At 39.6% G+C, this 16,778-nt stretch carries 14 protein-coding genes; 9 read left to right on the top strand and 5 right to left on the bottom strand.

All coding sequences use genetic code 11. The annotated features are described in order from the left end of the window. Position 1: 1 nt before the first annotated feature. Positions 2-1,153, bottom strand: coding sequence for a glycosyltransferase (locus AN392_RS16290; protein WP_055013276.1), 1,152 nt, complete (start codon positions 1,151-1,153; stop codon positions 2-4). Positions 1,154-1,365: 212 nt separating this feature from the next. On the opposite strand from AN392_RS16290, the gene AN392_RS16285 reads away from it, so the two are divergent. Further along, positions 1,366-2,289 carry a glycosyltransferase family 2 protein gene (locus tag AN392_RS16285; RefSeq protein ID WP_055013275.1) on the top strand — a complete coding sequence of 308 codons (924 nt, stop codon included), beginning with the start codon at positions 1,366-1,368 and terminating at the stop codon, positions 2,287-2,289. A 71-nt stretch (positions 2,290-2,360) separates the two neighbouring features. Here the strand turns inward: AN392_RS16285 and AN392_RS16280 are convergent, their stop codons facing one another. The 3 genes from AN392_RS16280 to AN392_RS16270 all read right to left on the bottom strand — a co-directional run bounded on the left by AN392_RS16280 (position 2,361) and on the right by AN392_RS16270 (position 6,087). Then, entirely contained in the window at positions 2,361-3,320 is a 960-nt protein-coding gene (locus AN392_RS16280) for an endonuclease/exonuclease/phosphatase family protein (RefSeq protein WP_235575604.1), read from the bottom strand. 113 nt (positions 3,321-3,433) lie between these two features. After that, positions 3,434-3,892 (bottom strand): hypothetical protein, encoded by a 459-nt coding sequence (locus AN392_RS16275; protein WP_055013274.1) that lies wholly within the window; start codon positions 3,890-3,892, stop codon positions 3,434-3,436. Next, on the bottom strand, positions 3,892-6,087 hold the full coding sequence (locus AN392_RS16270) for an LruC domain-containing protein (protein WP_055013273.1): 2,196 nt from the start codon (positions 6,085-6,087) through the stop codon (positions 3,892-3,894). Before AN392_RS16270 ends, AN392_RS16275 begins: the two co-directional genes overlap by 1 nt. 299 nt (positions 6,088-6,386) lie before the next feature. On the opposite strand from AN392_RS16270, the gene gmk reads away from it, so the two are divergent. The 5 genes from gmk to AN392_RS16245 all read left to right on the top strand — a co-directional run bounded on the left by gmk (position 6,387) and on the right by AN392_RS16245 (position 11,798). Beyond that, positions 6,387-7,007 carry a guanylate kinase gene (gene gmk / locus AN392_RS16265; protein WP_055013272.1) on the top strand — a complete coding sequence of 207 codons (621 nt, stop codon included), beginning with the start codon at positions 6,387-6,389 and terminating at the stop codon, positions 7,005-7,007. Between the two features lie 125 nt (positions 7,008-7,132). Next, entirely contained in the window at positions 7,133-7,408 is a 276-nt protein-coding gene (rpoZ, locus tag AN392_RS16260) for a DNA-directed RNA polymerase subunit omega (protein ID WP_008108220.1), read from the top strand. Positions 7,409-7,535: 127 nt separating this feature from the next. Further along, complete coding sequence (gene spoT, locus AN392_RS16255; RefSeq protein WP_010392967.1) at positions 7,536-9,641, top strand: bifunctional GTP diphosphokinase/guanosine-3',5'-bis pyrophosphate 3'-pyrophosphohydrolase; 2,106 nt, start codon at positions 7,536-7,538, stop codon at positions 9,639-9,641. 12 nt (positions 9,642-9,653) lie between these two features. Further along, positions 9,654-10,046, top strand: a complete 393-nt coding sequence (locus AN392_RS16250) for a RidA family protein (RefSeq protein WP_010392969.1) — start codon at positions 9,654-9,656, stop codon at positions 10,044-10,046. 147 nt (positions 10,047-10,193) lie between these two features. Beyond that, positions 10,194-11,798 carry a DUF342 domain-containing protein gene (locus AN392_RS16245; protein ID WP_054202953.1) on the top strand — a complete coding sequence of 535 codons (1,605 nt, stop codon included), beginning with the start codon at positions 10,194-10,196 and terminating at the stop codon, positions 11,796-11,798. Positions 11,799-11,832: 34 nt separating this feature from the next. Here the strand turns inward: AN392_RS16245 and asnA are convergent, their stop codons facing one another. Then, on the bottom strand, positions 11,833-12,828 hold the full coding sequence (gene asnA / locus AN392_RS16240; protein ID WP_055013271.1) for an aspartate--ammonia ligase: 996 nt from the start codon (positions 12,826-12,828) through the stop codon (positions 11,833-11,835). 185 nt (positions 12,829-13,013) lie between these two features. Between asnA and asnC the strand changes: the two genes are divergently transcribed. From asnC to recG, 3 genes are read left to right on the top strand one after another with little or no spacing between them, the layout of a single operon-like run. Further along, complete coding sequence (gene asnC / locus AN392_RS16235; RefSeq protein WP_008108204.1) at positions 13,014-13,472, top strand: transcriptional regulator AsnC; 459 nt, start codon at positions 13,014-13,016, stop codon at positions 13,470-13,472. A 41-nt stretch (positions 13,473-13,513) separates the two neighbouring features. Then, positions 13,514-14,200 carry a tRNA (guanosine(18)-2'-O)-methyltransferase TrmH gene (gene trmH / locus AN392_RS16230; protein WP_010392977.1) on the top strand — a complete coding sequence of 229 codons (687 nt, stop codon included), beginning with the start codon at positions 13,514-13,516 and terminating at the stop codon, positions 14,198-14,200. A 57-nt stretch (positions 14,201-14,257) separates the two neighbouring features. Further along, positions 14,258-16,339, top strand: a complete 2,082-nt coding sequence (recG, locus tag AN392_RS16225; protein ID WP_055013270.1) for an ATP-dependent DNA helicase RecG — start codon at positions 14,258-14,260, stop codon at positions 16,337-16,339. Positions 16,340-16,778: the final 439 nt, after the last annotated feature.

Raw genomic sequence — 16,778 nt, 5'->3', positions numbered from 1 at the left:
CTTAAGAGTTTTGCACCCAAGATGACAGCTTTTTAGCTTGTGAGCTGGCATTAAATTTATTTGCAACCAACCGCTTAGCATTGATACCTTTGGCATATCGTTCATACGGATTAAGCTCACAGAATTGAGTTAAAATAGTCTCTAAACCAATAATGCTTGAAGGCTCACATTTAAAGCCAACAGAATCATTTACAATTTCTTTTGCCCCCATAAGCTTGGTCGTTAGCACAGGAATACCACTTGCCATAGCCTCTTTGAGAACCACAGGCCCGGTGTCTCTGTCACCATTACTAGATACACAAAATGGCGCAACCAGTGCCGAGTAATTACTGGTATTTTTTGATAACCAAAGAGGCGTACGACGCCCCAAAAAGCGAACATCTTTATCAAGACCGAGTTCTTCACACAAAAATTTTAAATCATTCATTAATGGGCCTTCGCCCACGATGTCTAGGCATATGGCGTATTTTTTACTTAATTTTTTTATAGCGGGTAAAAGAAATTGCAGTCCTTTTTTCTCAACTAAGCGTCCAATAAATAACAGTTTAACTGACTCATTAAGTCGATTTGGAGTGCAGCTAAATAGACTTAAATCAACACCGCAATGCAATAGCTCAACTTTTCCTACCTTGTAATTACTTAGTTTTTGAGCCATGTCTTTACACACAGCAACCGAGAAATCACATAACGAAAGTTTAAGTTTTAGATCGGTATCGTTTACATACACATCATGACCATGGCCGATTGAAGAGACACTAATACCCGCAATTTTGCTAGCAACAATCGAATATGCCAGCGGTGCATGCATAAAGTGACAATGTATATGGGAGATACCGTGCCGCTTAATTATTTCTGCGATGTTTAACCCATACCCTAGAAGCGATATGGCTGAGATTGAGGTAAAGCGAAAAGCAATTTTGGTAGCATTAAGTGCTGCTAACGGTTTCAAGGTTGCAAATTTAGCAGCAGCACCAAAAGACTTTTTAATAATAATTACATTTACACTGCTATCAAGGTTGGCACTGGTATTTAAATTTTCAAAGGTAATAACACTTACTTTATGCCCTGCTTTAACAAGTGCATTTATTTCTGTCACCACAAAGGTTTCCGACGGGATATGGAAGCTTGGTACAACAATACCTATATGTTTCATGCTAAATACTCCAAAAGATTCTGATGGTTATTTCGCAAGAACTGTGCCCGGTTAAAAAGCACTGAAAGTGGTAAGATTTAAGTCAATTTGCGAACATATATTGCAAAATGCAAAGCATTAGACAAAAAACACCCCACAAAGCTATAAAAATACTTGGCGCTTAACTTGCGTAGTACTTACCTAGTTAATTAATAGAAGCTAGGGTGCAGCTCATGAATATAGAAATAAGCGTTATTATCCCAAACTACAATTGCAAACAGTATTTAGCAAAAGCACTGAGCAGTGTTATTGCTCAAAAAAATATCAGTCTAGAAATTATCGTTGTAGACGATGGCTCAACCGATGGCAGTGTTGATTGGTTGAGAAAAGCGCAGAACACATTTCCACAGCTGGTTATTTTAGAACAAGAAAATACCGGTGTAGTTAATGTACGCAACCGCGCTATTGCAGCTTCTAAAGGGGACTATATTGCATTCTTAGATGCCGACGACTATTGGAGTGATGATAAGTTGTATGAGCAATTAGGTTATATGAAAGAAAACCCCGAATGTGTTTTAAGCTTTACTAACTATATGCATGTAAATGAAGATTATGAGCCAATTGTTGATTGCTTTTCTTTTTGGCCTGAGTTTTCAAAATTTGTTGATAAGAAAGATATGGGATACCAAAACTTAAAATCGCCAATAGACTTGCTTATTTTTGCCAATGTGATTGGTACCTCTTCGGTTATGGTTAAACGTTCAGCCATTAATTATATCGGCCGATTTGATAACATATTAAACAGCGCAAGTGATTGGGATTGCTGGTTAAAACTTGCAAGAATTGGTGATGTAGCTTTTTCGCCGCGCGTAGCCATGGATTACTTGATGAGAGCGGGCTCTATTACCGCAAATCGTAAAAACAGGCTCAATGCGATGAAAGAAATTGTTTCACGCTGCAAAAGAGATGCTGGAATGATTGCACAAATAAAAGCACAAGCACGTATATTAGAATGTTACGGTGAATATTATCGAGAAATAGGCTCAAAGTTCAAAGCGTTATCAATTACAACAGCCGCGTTTACGCTATTCCCGCATAAACGTAATTTACGCCATTTATTACATGATTTAAAAACCACATTTACTACTGCACCATAATTACTTTGCTAATACACAACAAGTAGCGTTTAAGCTACTTGTTGTGTATTAGCCTAAAATAAATACTTCATCTAACTTTTTAAGTTTAATGTATAACTTAATATTTTATGATCGCTTCCTTTAAACTCACTCACTTCCAAAGAAGATAAATTAAACTCTTGATTAAAAATACAATGGTCAATTGGCAAGCCCGTCATTAAAGTGTGCTCTATTGCAGTAGGTGCAAAGCTGGTATATGCATTTGCAGCTGCATAACAACTTTGCGCATTAGACCAATTAAAATAGCCAGACCAAGGAACAATATTTAGATCTCCCGCAATAAACCAAGGATCTATCTCTTTTGTACTCGCCTCGTTCATTACTGATAATAACCGATTACGATTATGCCAATGAGTAGCGGTTCTAGGTGAAGGTGGGTGGGCAATAAAAGCGGTAATTGGGTGCTTATCTAATAATAGCTTAAGCTTTATATAACCTAATCGGTCGCCATCTAATTTAACTTGCTGTCTGTGTATAATCGGTAAACGCGAAATAACCACAATCCCGTAAGGGATCCCTTCGACTTCGCGATAACCAAACAAACTGGCTTTATTTAAAAAAGGCGTGAGTAAATGCCGGTTTAAATCGCTAAACTCTTGCAAAACAAGCACATCCCATTGCTGGTTTTGTAAGTTTTTTAGATGCATGTCTACATAGGGATTATTGTAATTTAGATTAATTTGCTTAACTGTTATCGCAGCCTTCGAGGGAACGACTTCTAATGAATGCAGCGGCACCAGTGAACTTAAATTGATAATACAAATAATCGCAATCACTCCCCCTAGCCATAGTTTTTTTAGCGCAAGCAGTAACAATGCAAAAAACAACGCAGCAGCTAACAAAGGAAACCGAAAGGATATTAATAAATCAGCGTAATAAAATTGCCACGGATTAAATGCGGCAACAATTAGCATAAATGCAATTACTGTAATGACAGCAATGCTATAACCTCTTTTTGAATTACACCGCCTACTCGAAATAACCTTGAACATGAACGCCCCTTTTAACAATAAAAAAGAATATACCTGAGTATATTCTTTATCTTAACTTTAAGTTTTATCAATTAAGCCGAAAAAACTTAACCAGAACTCGACATAACCTGATGTTATCTAATCTCAAACATTTGGTTTTGTGTTTGAGCATCAAACTGCCAAGTAAAAGCAAGTGGTTGGGTGCTGGTATCGTAAAACCAAATTTCCGCTACTAGCTCTATATCTTGTCTGCTCATCGCAAGGGTAGTTGTGAGTGCCCCTTGCGTTAAAGGGGCTCTAAATAAGCAATTATTGTAATCTGCTCGCTCTGCATTCGATTTTTTCTGACAAATATTCAGATACGCTCTTTCATCACCTCTAGAAAGCGCTACATCAATAGCTAAATTAAATTTTGTTGATAAGTTAAAGTCATTATTGATAACTAAGTTTGCCATTCCTTGGGGCTCGGCTGTTACTGGATCAGCAACTGGTGGAGCTACATTAGTCGGGGCAGGTGCTGCACTTTCATCGCCTCCGCCCCCGCAGGCTGTTAACAGTGATAATGAGCATAAGATAACGGTTAATTTATTCATTACTGTTCTCCTTTAACAACCACACTCGGTGCGTTGTAACTGTTGAACCACTGCGGCGCTTGCTGACCTGACGACTGCGCAAAATTAGCAAAACGATCATAAGCGTTGGTGATGTCTACCCCTTCAAGTGGATGTAGCCACTGCATACCGACTTCAATCGCCCAGGGAAGGCCATTTTCAGTTTGAAAAAATAACTCAGAGGCTTGCTGAGTGGCATCATCTGCACCATTAACAGCGAATAAACTACTATCGAAAGCCTCTGTTGGCGCTTGGTTTTTTAGATGAACTTCCCAGCTTCTTGCATTTTTACCAACTAAAAAGTCACCATGATAAAATCCTTCGCTACCAAAAATGAACGGGTCGAGTAGCGTACCTGGTGCATTCGCTAGCGCTTTAGCTGCTTTTAATGGAATAGTCATACTAAACGTTACTTTACTGTTTACGTCACAATTGCTTTCGGTTCTAAAGTAATCACAGCCAGCTTGCTTCGTAATATGTTGCCAAGTATCTTGCATAAAAATCAAAATTGCCTGATCACGGTTTGCTTCTAATGGCGAGTCTAGTTGCGGCTCTCCATTGATAGTGTAAATAATATTTTGCTCATCTATTTCACTACTTAAAATTGTATTGGTTATGTTATTAATAGTTTCTGTAAGCCTAACAGCAAAACCATTATGATAAGTTGCACCCACCCCAACAAGTTGACCATCAATTTTATAGCCAACCACATTGCTTCCTTCAATTAGCTGCGTAGTACGATAATTTACAACCACATCATTAAAGTCGTAATCGCCTGAAAACGGCCATTTATCTTCATAGGCAAGCGTTACCCAATCGTTTTCACCAGGGTAAACAGCGCTAGCAAATGTAGTTATTGGATAATCTTCCACTTCGCCACCTAGCACTCCACCCGTGGCAGTAATTAATGATGCCTCAGAACCATCAGTAACTCGAAAGCGAGCCCATGTTTGTCCTGCTTTAACATTACTCGGTACGCTAACTAAAATACTATTATCACCTTTGTTAAGCTGATACTTAGTTACCATGCGTTCGGATTCACTAAAGCCACCATTTTGATCCCAGTCAAACCAAGCATATAAAAAGCTATCAGCTGACGCGTTGACAATGATTTGGCTATCTTGTCCTGCAGCAATCGCGGTAACAAAGCTAACCCCGTCATCAGAGTCATCTATGGGGTTATTGATTAAATCGTCATTCGTATTGATATTTTCGCCATCGACCGTCTCACCCAAGTAAATAAGATTACTGCCAGTACTACTAGGATCAAATAAGTGTCGAGCGCCACTTTGCTCAAGACTCGTGTTATATGGACGAGGAGCATCACCAAAATCAATAGAACTATCGGTAACTGCAACTTCTGCAATAGCGCATCGCGCACCATCATTTTGACTAGATTTAGGCCCCGAGGTAAATACGTTTGCTGTTGGTGTGTAGCCAACTACGGGGCTAATACTTAAATTAACTTTATGTATTTTTCCGCTTTTGTTATTACTAAAGTAAAACTGACCGTCAATATCAAAGTAAGCGGCACCAAATGCGCCCGTATCATCACCAATATCGAGCTGAGTTATAAATTTAGAGGTATTATTAGCAACGTTAATTTCATGCAAATCGCCATTTGATTCAACTGCATAAAGTAAATTACTTTGTGGATGAAAGGCAAAATCATAAATTCCTAAATTCCAGTTGGCACTATTAGGTAAAAGCTGTGCAGTAATTTCAGCGGTTAGATCTGAGTTTAAATCGATTTCGTAAAGGCCAAACCGAGGAGTATAAACATAATATGAAGCGCGCTGATTTGCTGCATCGCCTGTTACCTGAATGTCACCTACATAAAAATTAGTATCTGGCAGCCCTGTGATATTTAAGCGAGCCATTTGGTAGTTACTGTCTATTTGCACCACACTTTTTGGTGCTTGGCGACTAAAGCCATACAAATACTGATCTTTATAATTAAAGCCAATGGCATTTACGCTTTCATTGTTTGCCTCAGTAGCAAACGTTAAAGTCGCGGCTAACACAGTAGGCTTAGCCGATACTAAATCTATACCGTATAACTGTGCTTTAGCATCTTGCATTAAAAAAGCTTGGCTTGGACAATTCTCAAATGGCTGACTAAAAACGGTGCAAGGCCACAATACACAGCAAACTTTTCCGAGATGGGTTAATTTCATACGTAAGCCCTCTATAGTTACATAACTGAACTAATGCAGACTTTATTCCAAACTTTAACCTATTGAATTTAAATAATAATAAAAAATTACATCACTTAGATATGCAAGTTGCAACACATGTCTTTGCATTATGCGAGAGTAAAAATCACCTTTACAAACTCTCTGTATCTATGCTCTTAGACACAGGCTATTTGCTCTAAGTATGCAGCAGTTGAGTAAGCTTCATTAAATAAAGTACAATAGTAAAATTAAGGCAGGCCTTTTTAACGGCTGTGCTTGTTCATTTTAGGTAAAAAATCATGGCACACTCTCGCGGAAACTTATTCATTTTATCGGCACCTTCTGGGGCGGGTAAATCTAGCTTAATAAATGCATTACTGAAAAAGCATGCTGATATGAAAGTATCGGTATCGCACACCACTCGCGCACCGCGCCCTGGTGAAAATAATGCAGAACATTACCACTTTGTATCAGTTGATGAGTTTAAAGCGCTGATTGCCAAAGATGATTTTTTTGAATGGGCACAAGTATTTGATAACTATTATGGTACTTCTAAGCAAGCGATTGAAGAGCAACTCGCCGCAGGCATTGATGTATTTTTAGATATTGACTGGCAAGGCGCTCGCCAAGTTCGAGAAATAATGGACGACGTAAAAACTATCTTTATTCTTCCGCCATCAAAACAAGAACTAGAGCAACGTTTAAATAATCGCGGCCAAGACTCTGCTGAAATTATTGCAGGTCGAATGGCGCAAGCTCAATCAGAAACCTCTCATTACAACGAATACGACTATGTTGTAGTGAATGATGATTTTGATACTGCTTTAAGCGATTTAGAAACCATAGTAATTGCACAGCGATTAACGCTAAAAGCACAAACAACACGTCATCAAACTTTAATTAATGAGCTGCTCAAGTAATCTAAATTACGATTAATTTTCGGTTCATGCCTTAAAATAGATAAAAATTAACCACTGGCTATTGGCGAAACTTGCTGCGTGCAGTAAACTACGCCTTTGCTTTTAAATTATTTTGGAGTGCTAAGATGGCTCGCGTAACAGTTGAAGATGCAGTAGATGCAATTGGTAATCGTTTTGACTTAATTTTAGTTGCGGCCCGTCGTGCCCGCCAAATTGCTGTTGGTGGTAAAGATCCACTAGTAGATCCTGAGAACGATAAGCCGACAGTTGTTGCTTTACGTGAAATCGAACTTGGTTTAGTTGATAATTCTTCAATGGATGTTATTGACCGTGAAGAACAACAACATCAAGAAGCGGCAGAACTAGCTGCTGTTGCTGCCATTGTTGGTGGCAACCAATAATCAACCGCCCGGTCTGATTTAGCTAACGGCATAGTTTTTCAACTATAGCCGTTGGCAATCCTTTGTTTTCATCGTATATTCGTAACTTATCCTAACTTATTTGCTTCACGAGAACATTGGAGTGTGAATGTATCTTTTTGAAGGTCTTAAAAAGAAAATCTCAAAATACTTGCCAGCAGACGATGTTGAGCTAGTTCAAAAAGCCTACGTGGTAGCCCGAGAGGCTCATGAGGGTCAAACTCGTTCAAGTGGCGAGCCTTACATTACTCACCCCGTTGAAGTCACTCAAATATTAGCAAGCATGCATCTTGACCATGAAACGCTCATGGCAGCACTCATGCATGATGTGATTGAAGATACCGATTTTAGCCAACAAGATTTAGCTGAAATATTTGGTGAAACAGTAGCAGAACTCGTAGAGGGTGTGAGCAAGCTTGATAAATTGAGCTTCAAAGATAAAAAAGAGTTCCAAGCTGAAAACTATCGAAAAATGATTATGGCAATGACCCAAGATATTCGGGTTATTTTAATCAAGCTAGCTGATAGAACACACAACATGCGCACATTAGGCGCACTTCGTCCTGATAAACGCCGCCGTATTGCTCGTGAAACCCTTGAGATTTATGCACCAATTGCTAATCGTTTAGGTATTCATGATATAAAAAATGAGCTAGAAGATTTAGGTTTTCAAGCACTGTACCCTATGCGTCATCGTGCACTTAAATCGGAAGTGGCTAAAGCGCGTGGTAATCGCAAAGAAGTTATTTCAAATATTCAAACTGAAATTGAAGCTCGCCTTGAAGAATCTGGCATAAAAGCGACCGTATCAGGCCGTGAAAAGCATCTATACAGTATTTATAAAAAAATGCTCAACAAAGAGCTGCTGTTTAACGAAGTCATGGATATTTACGCATTTCGTATTGCAGTAGACTCTATGGATACCTGTTATCGCGTACTTGGTGTAGCTCATAACTTATATAAGCCAATTGAAACCCGCTTTAAAGACTATATTGCTGTACCAAAAACTAATGGTTACCAATCATTACATACTTCTTTAGTTGGCCCGCATGGTATTCCTGTAGAAATTCAAATCCGTACTTTAGATATGGATCACATGGCTGATAAAGGGGTCGCAGCTCACTGGATGTATAAAAAGTCGGGTGACAATGCGGGTCATACTGCACAACAGCGCGCACGCCAATGGATGCAAAGCTTATTGGAATTACAACAAAGTGCAGGTTCCTCGTTTGAATTTGTAGAGAATGTAAAAACAGAGCTATTCCCAGAAGAAATTTATGTCTTTACCCCAGATGGTCGGATTATTGAACTTCCTATGGGTGCAACGGCGGTTGATTTTGCTTATGCCGTTCATACTGATGTAGGTAATACTTGTGTCGGTGCACGTGTGAACCGCAAGCCTTATCCTTTAAGTAAAGCCATTGATACGGGGCAAACAATAGAAATTATTACCAGTTCAGGCGCTCACCCTAACGCAACATGGCTTAACTTTATTGTTACTGGCAAAGCACGCTTGGGCGTACGCAACTACCTTAAAAGTCAACAGCATGAAGAAGCGTTATTACTTGGTCGTCGCTTACTTGACTCAGCGCTAGGGGAAAACAAATTTGATAACCTGCCAGCTGAAAATATTACCCGAGTGCTTGAAGAGCATGAGCTTTCCTCTACCTTAGAACTGCTAGTAGAGATTGGCTCAGGTAACTTAATGAGTATGCTGATTGCTAAACGCTTGTTACAAAACGACAATGATGATTTAAACGACATCGCAAAGCGTGCCAAGGCAACTATTATTGGTACCGAAGGTATGTTGGTTAATTATTCTAAATGTTGTCGTCCTGTACCTGGAGACGCTATTACTGCCCATGTTAGCCAAGGTAAAGGTTTAACCGTTCATCGCCAAGAGTGTAAAAATATTCGTGGTTGGGAAAATGATCGTTCGAAATACCTAGTCGTAAAATGGGATGATAATCCAGAAAAAGAATATATAGCGGCTTTAAGAGTAGAAATCATTAACCACCAAGGTGCGCTGGCTAAATTAACCAATGTGGTCGCCACTACGCAGGCCAATATTGTAGAAATAGCTACCGATGAAAAAGAAAGTAATTTATACGTGATAGACTTAGGGATCACAGTTAAAAACCGTATTCATGTCGCCAATATTATGCGCCGCATACGTGTTATGCCCGATGTACAAAAAGTCTATCGTAAAAAATAAAATAGGAACATCATGAATAAAGCATTTATATCAACGGATAAAGCACCTGCAGCAATTGGTACATATAGCCAAGCAGTAAAAGTGGGTACAGCTGTTTATTTATCAGGGCAAATACCACTTGTCCCAGAAACAATGGACGTTATTTCTGAAGACTTTAGTGAGCAAACACATCAAGTATTTAAAAATATCAGTGCGGTTTGTGAGGAAGCTGGCGGTTCTATTCAAGACCTAGTAAAAGTTAATATTTACCTTACTGATCTTTCAAACTTTGCCATTGTGAACGAAGTTATGAGCCAATATTTTAAACAGCCTTACCCTGCGCGTGCAGCTATTGGCGTTCGTGCACTCCCTAAAGGTGTACAAGTAGAAATTGACGGCATTATGGAACTTCCTTCAACAAACTAACCTCTATAAGCTATGAGCGCCGCTCATAGCTTTTATCCCATTCTATAGCTACACTTTGATGAATTCTTGACTCAAAACTAAAATTCTAGCACTCTGTAATCACGTTATTTTATTAAACCTTACTTTTGTAGTAGAAAAGGATAACTTGTGTTTAAGCTTGCTCATAATGGCAATGTATTGCTCGATACGAGTAAATCTGCACCCACCAGTGCTGCTTTTATCATTGAAGCAATTGAACAATCGCCTTACAGCGAGTGTGAAATCGATCATGACGCCATAAATAACTATTTCAGTAGTGCAACACCTGAACGAATCTTAGTCGTTGCAACACGCCACGATGCAACCTTAATCGTTGAAATCAGCGATGATAAAATGCTAGCCACTGGCACGCTCACTCTCGCCAAAGGTGGCGCAACACTCAGTTTTGATGAAGCTAAAAAAGAATTAGTGAAAGCGCATGTTGCTAGAGGTTATAAACAAGCATTTTTAGAGCAGCTTTTACAAAAGCAATTTGAGCTTCCTCCGGGCTCTGTAGTTAGCGGACCACTCGCTAAAGGACGTTTACCTACTGACGGCCAAGATAGTAAATTTAAAGCCATGGTTAAAACCTTAAAAGACCGCCTTAAAGCACCCAAATTAAAAGAAGATGGTAGTGTTGATATGCGTGATTTTGGTAAATTAGCAAGTGTTAAACCGGGTGAATTACTAATCCAGCAGCAACCTGCTACTCCTGGTCAAGAAGGGTTTACCGTGATAGGTGATGTTTTACCAGCCAAACCAGGGCAAGTTCATGCCCTAATTGCAGGTGAGGGTACTGAAATATCAAAAAATAACCCGATGGAATTACTTTCAACTATTGCCGGCGTGCCTGTTGAAATAAATAACGGAATGCGTGTTGACGATATTTTCACTGTTAACGATGTGTCTGTAAAAACAGGCCATATCGACTTTGAAGGTAGTGTAATAGTTAGTAAAAATGTAGAGCCAGGGATGAGGATAAATGCAACAGGTGACATTACCGTTTTTGGTACAGTCGAATCTGGAGAATTAACCGCCGGTGGCGATATACTTGTAAAACAAGGGGTGATTGGCCATCAAAAGCCTGAAGATAAATCACTGTCTTGCAGAATAATTTGCGCAGGTGATGTGCATGCCTCACACTCTCAATATTGCTACATTGAAGCTAACAGCATATTGCTTGACCGCCAAGCCAGCCACAGCTCAATGAAAGCAAAAAATATAATTCAAATTGGTCAATCAGAACTACCTAAAGGAAAGTTATTTGGAGGTGAAATTTTAGATGCCACTAAACTAATTGCCGGAGAAATTGGTAACGAATCAGGGGCTAAAATGGCAATTAATTTAGCCGCTTCAGCTACTCAAATGACCAAAGATATTGATAGATATTTTAGTGAATTAACAGCTGCAAATGAACAGGTTGATAGCTTACAAGCTGCATTAGAAAAAGCAGATTTAATTAAAGATGCTGATAAAAAAAGCGAGCTCATGAATAAGATTGGATCAACTCAGATACATCATAGTCAACAAGCTGAACAACTAGAAAAGCAGATAGCGAGTTTAGAGCAAAAACTAAATACCATGCTCGATGAAGCCATTTTAACCGTAAATACCGTTTTACATTCTGGAGTGGAAATCCATATATTCAATAAGTTACTTAAAACAACTCGTAACTTTCCACCAAGTAATGTTAAGTTAGAAAACAATAAAATAGAAATTGAGTTTAAAACTTAATTATAAGGGGCTGTTAGTAACAGCCCCTTATTCTTTATAGTAAGCCGTCTACACTGTCATAGGTTTGCGCTGGCCACACACCTACCTGCACTTGCCCTATGTGTTGTTTTTGTAATAACAGCATAGCCAAGCGAGACTGACCAATACCACCACCAATTGTTTGAGGAAATTTACTTTCTAACAATGCTTTATGCCAATCAAACTCTAAACGCTCTTCGTCACCGGTAATTCCCAATTGAGCTTGCAAAACTTCAGGGCTCACTCGAATTCCCATAGATGATATTTCGAAAGCATCTTCAAGAATTGGATTCCATACTAAAATATCGCCATTTAATCCCATATACTGATCACATGTTGGTGTTGACCAATCGTCGTAATCTGGCGCTCTCACATCATGAATTTTACCATCACTTAATGCTCCGCCAATACCAATTAAAAACACAGCACCATATTCTTGAGCAATCGCTTTCTCACGCTGCTTAGCGCTAAAGTCAGGGTACATTTTACGCAGTTCTTCACTGTGTACAAAAGTAATTTTAGCTGGCAAAAATGCTCTTAAGCCAAAGCTTGCACTAACATATTGTTCAGTGGCTTTAATACCTTGGTAAATTGTTTCAACCGTTTGCTTGAGGGTAGATAGCGAACGCTGCGTACTTTCACAAATAACTTGCTCCCAATCCCATTGATCAACATAAACAGAATGGATTGGGCTTAGTGAATCTTCATCAGGTCGCAACGCTTTCATTTGCGTATAAATTCCCTCACCTTGTGAAAAGCCATATTCACCCAAGATTTTACGTTTCCACTTAGCAAGAGAATGCACCACTTCGTAACGGCTATCTGCAATCGCTTTAATATTCACAGCCACGGCGTTCTCGTGCCCACTTAAGTTATCCTGTGTACCGTCGCCTACTTTAGCTAAAATAGGCGCTTGAACTTCAATTAAGCCCAGTTTTTGTTCTAATTGCTGCGAAAAGAACTGCTTAACTTTACTTATTTGCTGCTGCTGCTGCACATAATGTGAACTCATAATAATTGGCCTCATTCCCAGTTATTGTATTTACTACTTAGCGCACAATCACGCTTCAATGAGGTTATCGTAACAATTAAACTATTTAATTCAATATCCCATAATAAAAATAGCTTTACGATATTAAAACCATTAAAAAAGTGGTATAAAAACAACTAATACCACAATTAAAGACGGTTAAATCTATGGAAAATTATCAAATCGATAATCTTGATAAACAGATTCTGCATGCATTAATGGATAATGCGCGTACACCTTATGCTGAATTAGCAAAACGCTTTAGTGTAAGCGCAGGAACAATTCATGTGCGAATCGAAAAAATGAAACATGCAGGGATCATCACAGGTACTCAACTAACCATTAATACAAAGCAATTAGGTTACGATGTGTGTTGTTTTATTGGTATTAATTTGAACAACGCGCGCGATTATCCGCAAACACTTATAAAATTAGAATCATTAGAGGAAGTGGTCGAAGCATATTACACCACTGGTAATTACAGTATTTTTATTAAAGTAATGACCCGCTCTATCGATCATCTACAAGATGTATTAATCAATAAAATACAGGCAATAGAAGCCATTCAATCAACCGAAACCCTGATCTCATTACAAAACCCGATTAGTCGAACAGTGGTGCCTTAAGGTGAAAAATCTCGTATAATTTGCCGAAAAAGAGGACTCCCATGCAGCAAACTCGTTACCAAAGAATCGAAAGTGTACTTTCACGTCGTCAAACCGACCTTACCGTGTGTTTAGAAGACGTACACAAACACCATAACTTATCAGCAATTGTTAGAACGGCTGATGCCGTTGGTTGTCATCATGTGCATGCCGTGTGGCCAGAAAAACAAAAGTGGCTAACCAATAATACCTCTGGTGGTAGTAAAAACTGGTTAGACACACATCTTCACAGAAACATAGATGATGCCGTTGCAAGTATGCGTGCTCATAATCCTGATGTACAAATTTTAGCTACGCATTTAAGTGAAGATGCTGTCGACTTCAGAGAAATTGATTACACTAAACCGACTGCAATTATTGTCGGTCAAGAAAAAACGGGGATCTCTCCACAAGCCTTAGAGTATGCGGATCAAAACATCATTATTCCAATGCAAGGCATGGTGCAGTCGTTAAATGTATCCGTTGCAGCAGCCCTAATTTTATTTGAGGCGCAGCGTCAACGTGATCTAGCTGGTTTATACAATAGAAATATGCTGAGTGAAGAAATTAAGCACCCAATGTACTTTGAAGGCTGCCACCCAATTATTGCAAGGCAATGCAAACAAAAAAACCTACCTTACCCTGCGCTTGATGAAAACGGCGAAATTGTTGCTGATGAACAGTTTTGGCAGGCGTTAAAACATACTTGATGCATATACAGTGTATCAGTACACTTAACTTACTAAATAATAATAATTGAGCCTACATTGTCTAAACCTAGCTTAAGCCAATACCCAATCACAGAACTTAAAGGCGTTGGTCCTAAAATGGCTGAACGGCTTTTAAAGCTAGGTATTAGTACAGTACAGGACATGCTATTTCATTTGCCGCTTAGGTATGAAGACAGAACCCGTATTTATACAATTAGTGAGTTGACCCCTCATAGCCACGTAACTGTTCAAGCAACCATTGAAACCAGTCAAATAACCTTTGGAAAGCGGCGCATGCTGGTTTGCCAAATAAATGATGGTACAGGTAGGTTAACACTACGATTTTTTAATTTTACCGCAGCACAAAAAAATGCATTTAGCACAGGCAAAATAATTCGTTGCTTTGGCGAAATACGTCGCGGACGTATTGGCTTTGAAATGAGTCATCCTGAATACAGTATTAGCGACACTTTTGAACAACAACCAACATCATCAACACTTACGCCAGTCTATTCAACAACCGAGGGGTTAAAGCAGCTCTCTATTAGGGCGTTGAGTAAACAGGCAATAGAATTACTTCAAAAGTATGCAGTAGAAGAGCTACTTCCCCAACAATGGCAACCATCGCAACTACCGTTAAGTGATGCGTTATTATTACTGCATCGCCCTCCTAATGATGTTGATATAAGTGCGCTTGAACAAGGGACTCACCCAGCTCAGCAGCGGCTCGTATTTGAAGAATTACTGGCGCAAAATCTCAGTTTATTAAAAGTAAGAGAACAGGGACAACAAGTTAAAGCCGTTGCACTTGAGCCCACTAATTCATTAGAAACACAATTTTTAGCACAATTACCCTTTGCGCCAACCAATGCACAAAGCCGTGTGGTATCAGAAATTAAAGCAGATATGCAACACGCTTACCCTATGATGCGACTTGTCCAAGGGGACGTTGGCTCTGGTAAAACACTAGTCGCAGCACTGAGCGCGTTAACTGCGATAGCAAAAGGCTACCAGGTCGCATTAATGGCGCCAACAGAGATATTGTCAGAGCAACACGGAATCAACTTTTCTAGCTGGTTTGAAAGCCTTGGAATAACGGTTGCTTGGTTAGGTGGTAAAACAAAAGGTAAAGAGCGCGTAAGTACACTTGCAATGATCGCCTCAGGTGAAGCGCAAATGATTATCGGTACCCATGCGTTATTTCAAGATGAAGTAAAATTTAACAATCTTGTACTTATCATTATTGATGAACAACACCGCTTTGGAGTTCATCAACGTTTATCATTGCGTGAAAAAGGCCGTTTTGGTGATTGTTATCCACATCAGCTAGTAATGACAGCAACTCCTATACCACGTACGCTCGCAATGACTGCCTATGCAGACTTAGAAACCTCAGTGATTGACGAATTACCACCTGGGCGGACTCCTATCACTACAGTTGCGATTCCTGATACTCGTCGAGATGACATTATTAGTCGCGTAAAACTTGCCTGTAACGAACAAGGTCGACAGGTTTACTGGGTATGTACACTAATAGACGAGTCTGAAGTACTACAATGCCAAGCAGCGGAAGACAGTGCATTACAGCTAAAAGAAGCATTACCTGAGCTTGCTATTGGCTTAGTCCATGGGCGAATGAAAGCTACGGAAAAGCAAGCCATTATGAGCGACTTTAAAGCGGGTAAAATTCATGTACTTGTGGCAACAACCGTGATCGAAGTTGGGGTTGATGTGCCTAATGCGAGTTTGATTATTATCGAAAACCCTGAGCGCCTAGGTTTAGCACAGCTTCACCAACTACGTGGCCGCGTAGGCCGTGGAGCTACGGCATCTCACTGCGTGCTTTTATACCATGCACCACTTTCACATACCGCACAGAAACGGTTAGGAGTACTGCGCGATAGTAACGACGGATTTGTTATCGCAGAACGTGATTTAGAAATACGCGGCCCAGGTGAAGTCCTTGGAACAAAACAAACCGGCTTAGCAGAATTTAAAATTGCAGACTTAACAAGAGATAAGCAAACCTTAAATCAAGTTAGACCCATAGCACAACAGATGTTGAAGCAATATCCTCAGTATGTAGACCCTCTCATTCAACGCTGGTTAGGCAACAAGTCAAATTACGCACAAGCTTAGTTACTTATTCGCATAAAGCCACATATTAATTTTCCCAACTAGTTATTCCCTATACCACAACTATTTCCCTACACCTTGCGCCTGTTTTTGCACTTTTATGCAGACGTAAAAAAGCCCAACTCTTTCGAGTCGGGCTTTCTTGTATTTGGAGTCGGTGCGCTACTTCGTAGCGACAACGCAGTAGAATGTCTTAGTGCCCACAGCGATGGAGAGAGCCACATGACAAATGCTACGCTCTCATCCTCTGTCGTGTTCTTTATCCGTGGGTTTCGAGATACTCAACCCACGCTACGATGGTCAGGTTAACGCAGTGCAACTGATAGCTGACGGCTGATATTTTCACTTTCCTACAGACGTAAAAAAGCCCGACTCTTTCGAATCGGGCTTTCTCTTATTTGGAGCCTGGTAATGTCCTACTTTCACATAACAAATGCTACAC

This window comes from Pseudoalteromonas sp. P1-16-1b (assembly GCF_001401785.1).
Taxonomy (GTDB): Bacteria; Pseudomonadota; Gammaproteobacteria; order Enterobacterales; family Alteromonadaceae; genus Pseudoalteromonas; species Pseudoalteromonas undina.
This window is presented reverse-complemented; position numbering and strand designations above follow the sequence as displayed.

What these genes read in the sequence shown, in the direction of transcription:
- asnA (WP_055013271.1), bottom strand. Translation starts at nt 12,828, where the DNA reads ATGAGTTCACATTATGTGCAGCAGCAGCAGCAAATAAGTAAAGTTAAG.
- trmH (WP_010392977.1), top strand. Translation starts at nt 13,514, where the DNA reads ATGCAGCAAACTCGTTACCAAAGAATCGAAAGTGTACTTTCACGTCGT.
- AN392_RS16285 (WP_055013275.1), top strand. Translation starts at nt 1,366, where the DNA reads ATGAATATAGAAATAAGCGTTATTATCCCAAACTACAATTGCAAACAG.
- rpoZ (WP_008108220.1), top strand. Translation starts at nt 7,133, where the DNA reads ATGGCTCGCGTAACAGTTGAAGATGCAGTAGATGCAATTGGTAATCGT.
- AN392_RS16270 (WP_055013273.1), bottom strand. Translation starts at nt 6,087, where the DNA reads ATGAAATTAACCCATCTCGGAAAAGTTTGCTGTGTATTGTGGCCTTGC.
- gmk (WP_055013272.1), top strand. Translation starts at nt 6,387, where the DNA reads ATGGCACACTCTCGCGGAAACTTATTCATTTTATCGGCACCTTCTGGG.
- AN392_RS16275 (WP_055013274.1), bottom strand. Translation starts at nt 3,892, where the DNA reads ATGAATAAATTAACCGTTATCTTATGCTCATTATCACTGTTAACAGCC.
- spoT (WP_010392967.1), top strand. Translation starts at nt 7,536, where the DNA reads ATGTATCTTTTTGAAGGTCTTAAAAAGAAAATCTCAAAATACTTGCCA.
- asnC (WP_008108204.1), top strand. Translation starts at nt 13,014, where the DNA reads ATGGAAAATTATCAAATCGATAATCTTGATAAACAGATTCTGCATGCA.
- AN392_RS16290 (WP_055013276.1), bottom strand. Translation starts at nt 1,153, where the DNA reads ATGAAACATATAGGTATTGTTGTACCAAGCTTCCATATCCCGTCGGAA.
- AN392_RS16280 (WP_235575604.1), bottom strand. Translation starts at nt 3,320, where the DNA reads ATGTTCAAGGTTATTTCGAGTAGGCGGTGTAATTCAAAAAGAGGTTAT.
- AN392_RS16250 (WP_010392969.1), top strand. Translation starts at nt 9,654, where the DNA reads ATGAATAAAGCATTTATATCAACGGATAAAGCACCTGCAGCAATTGGT.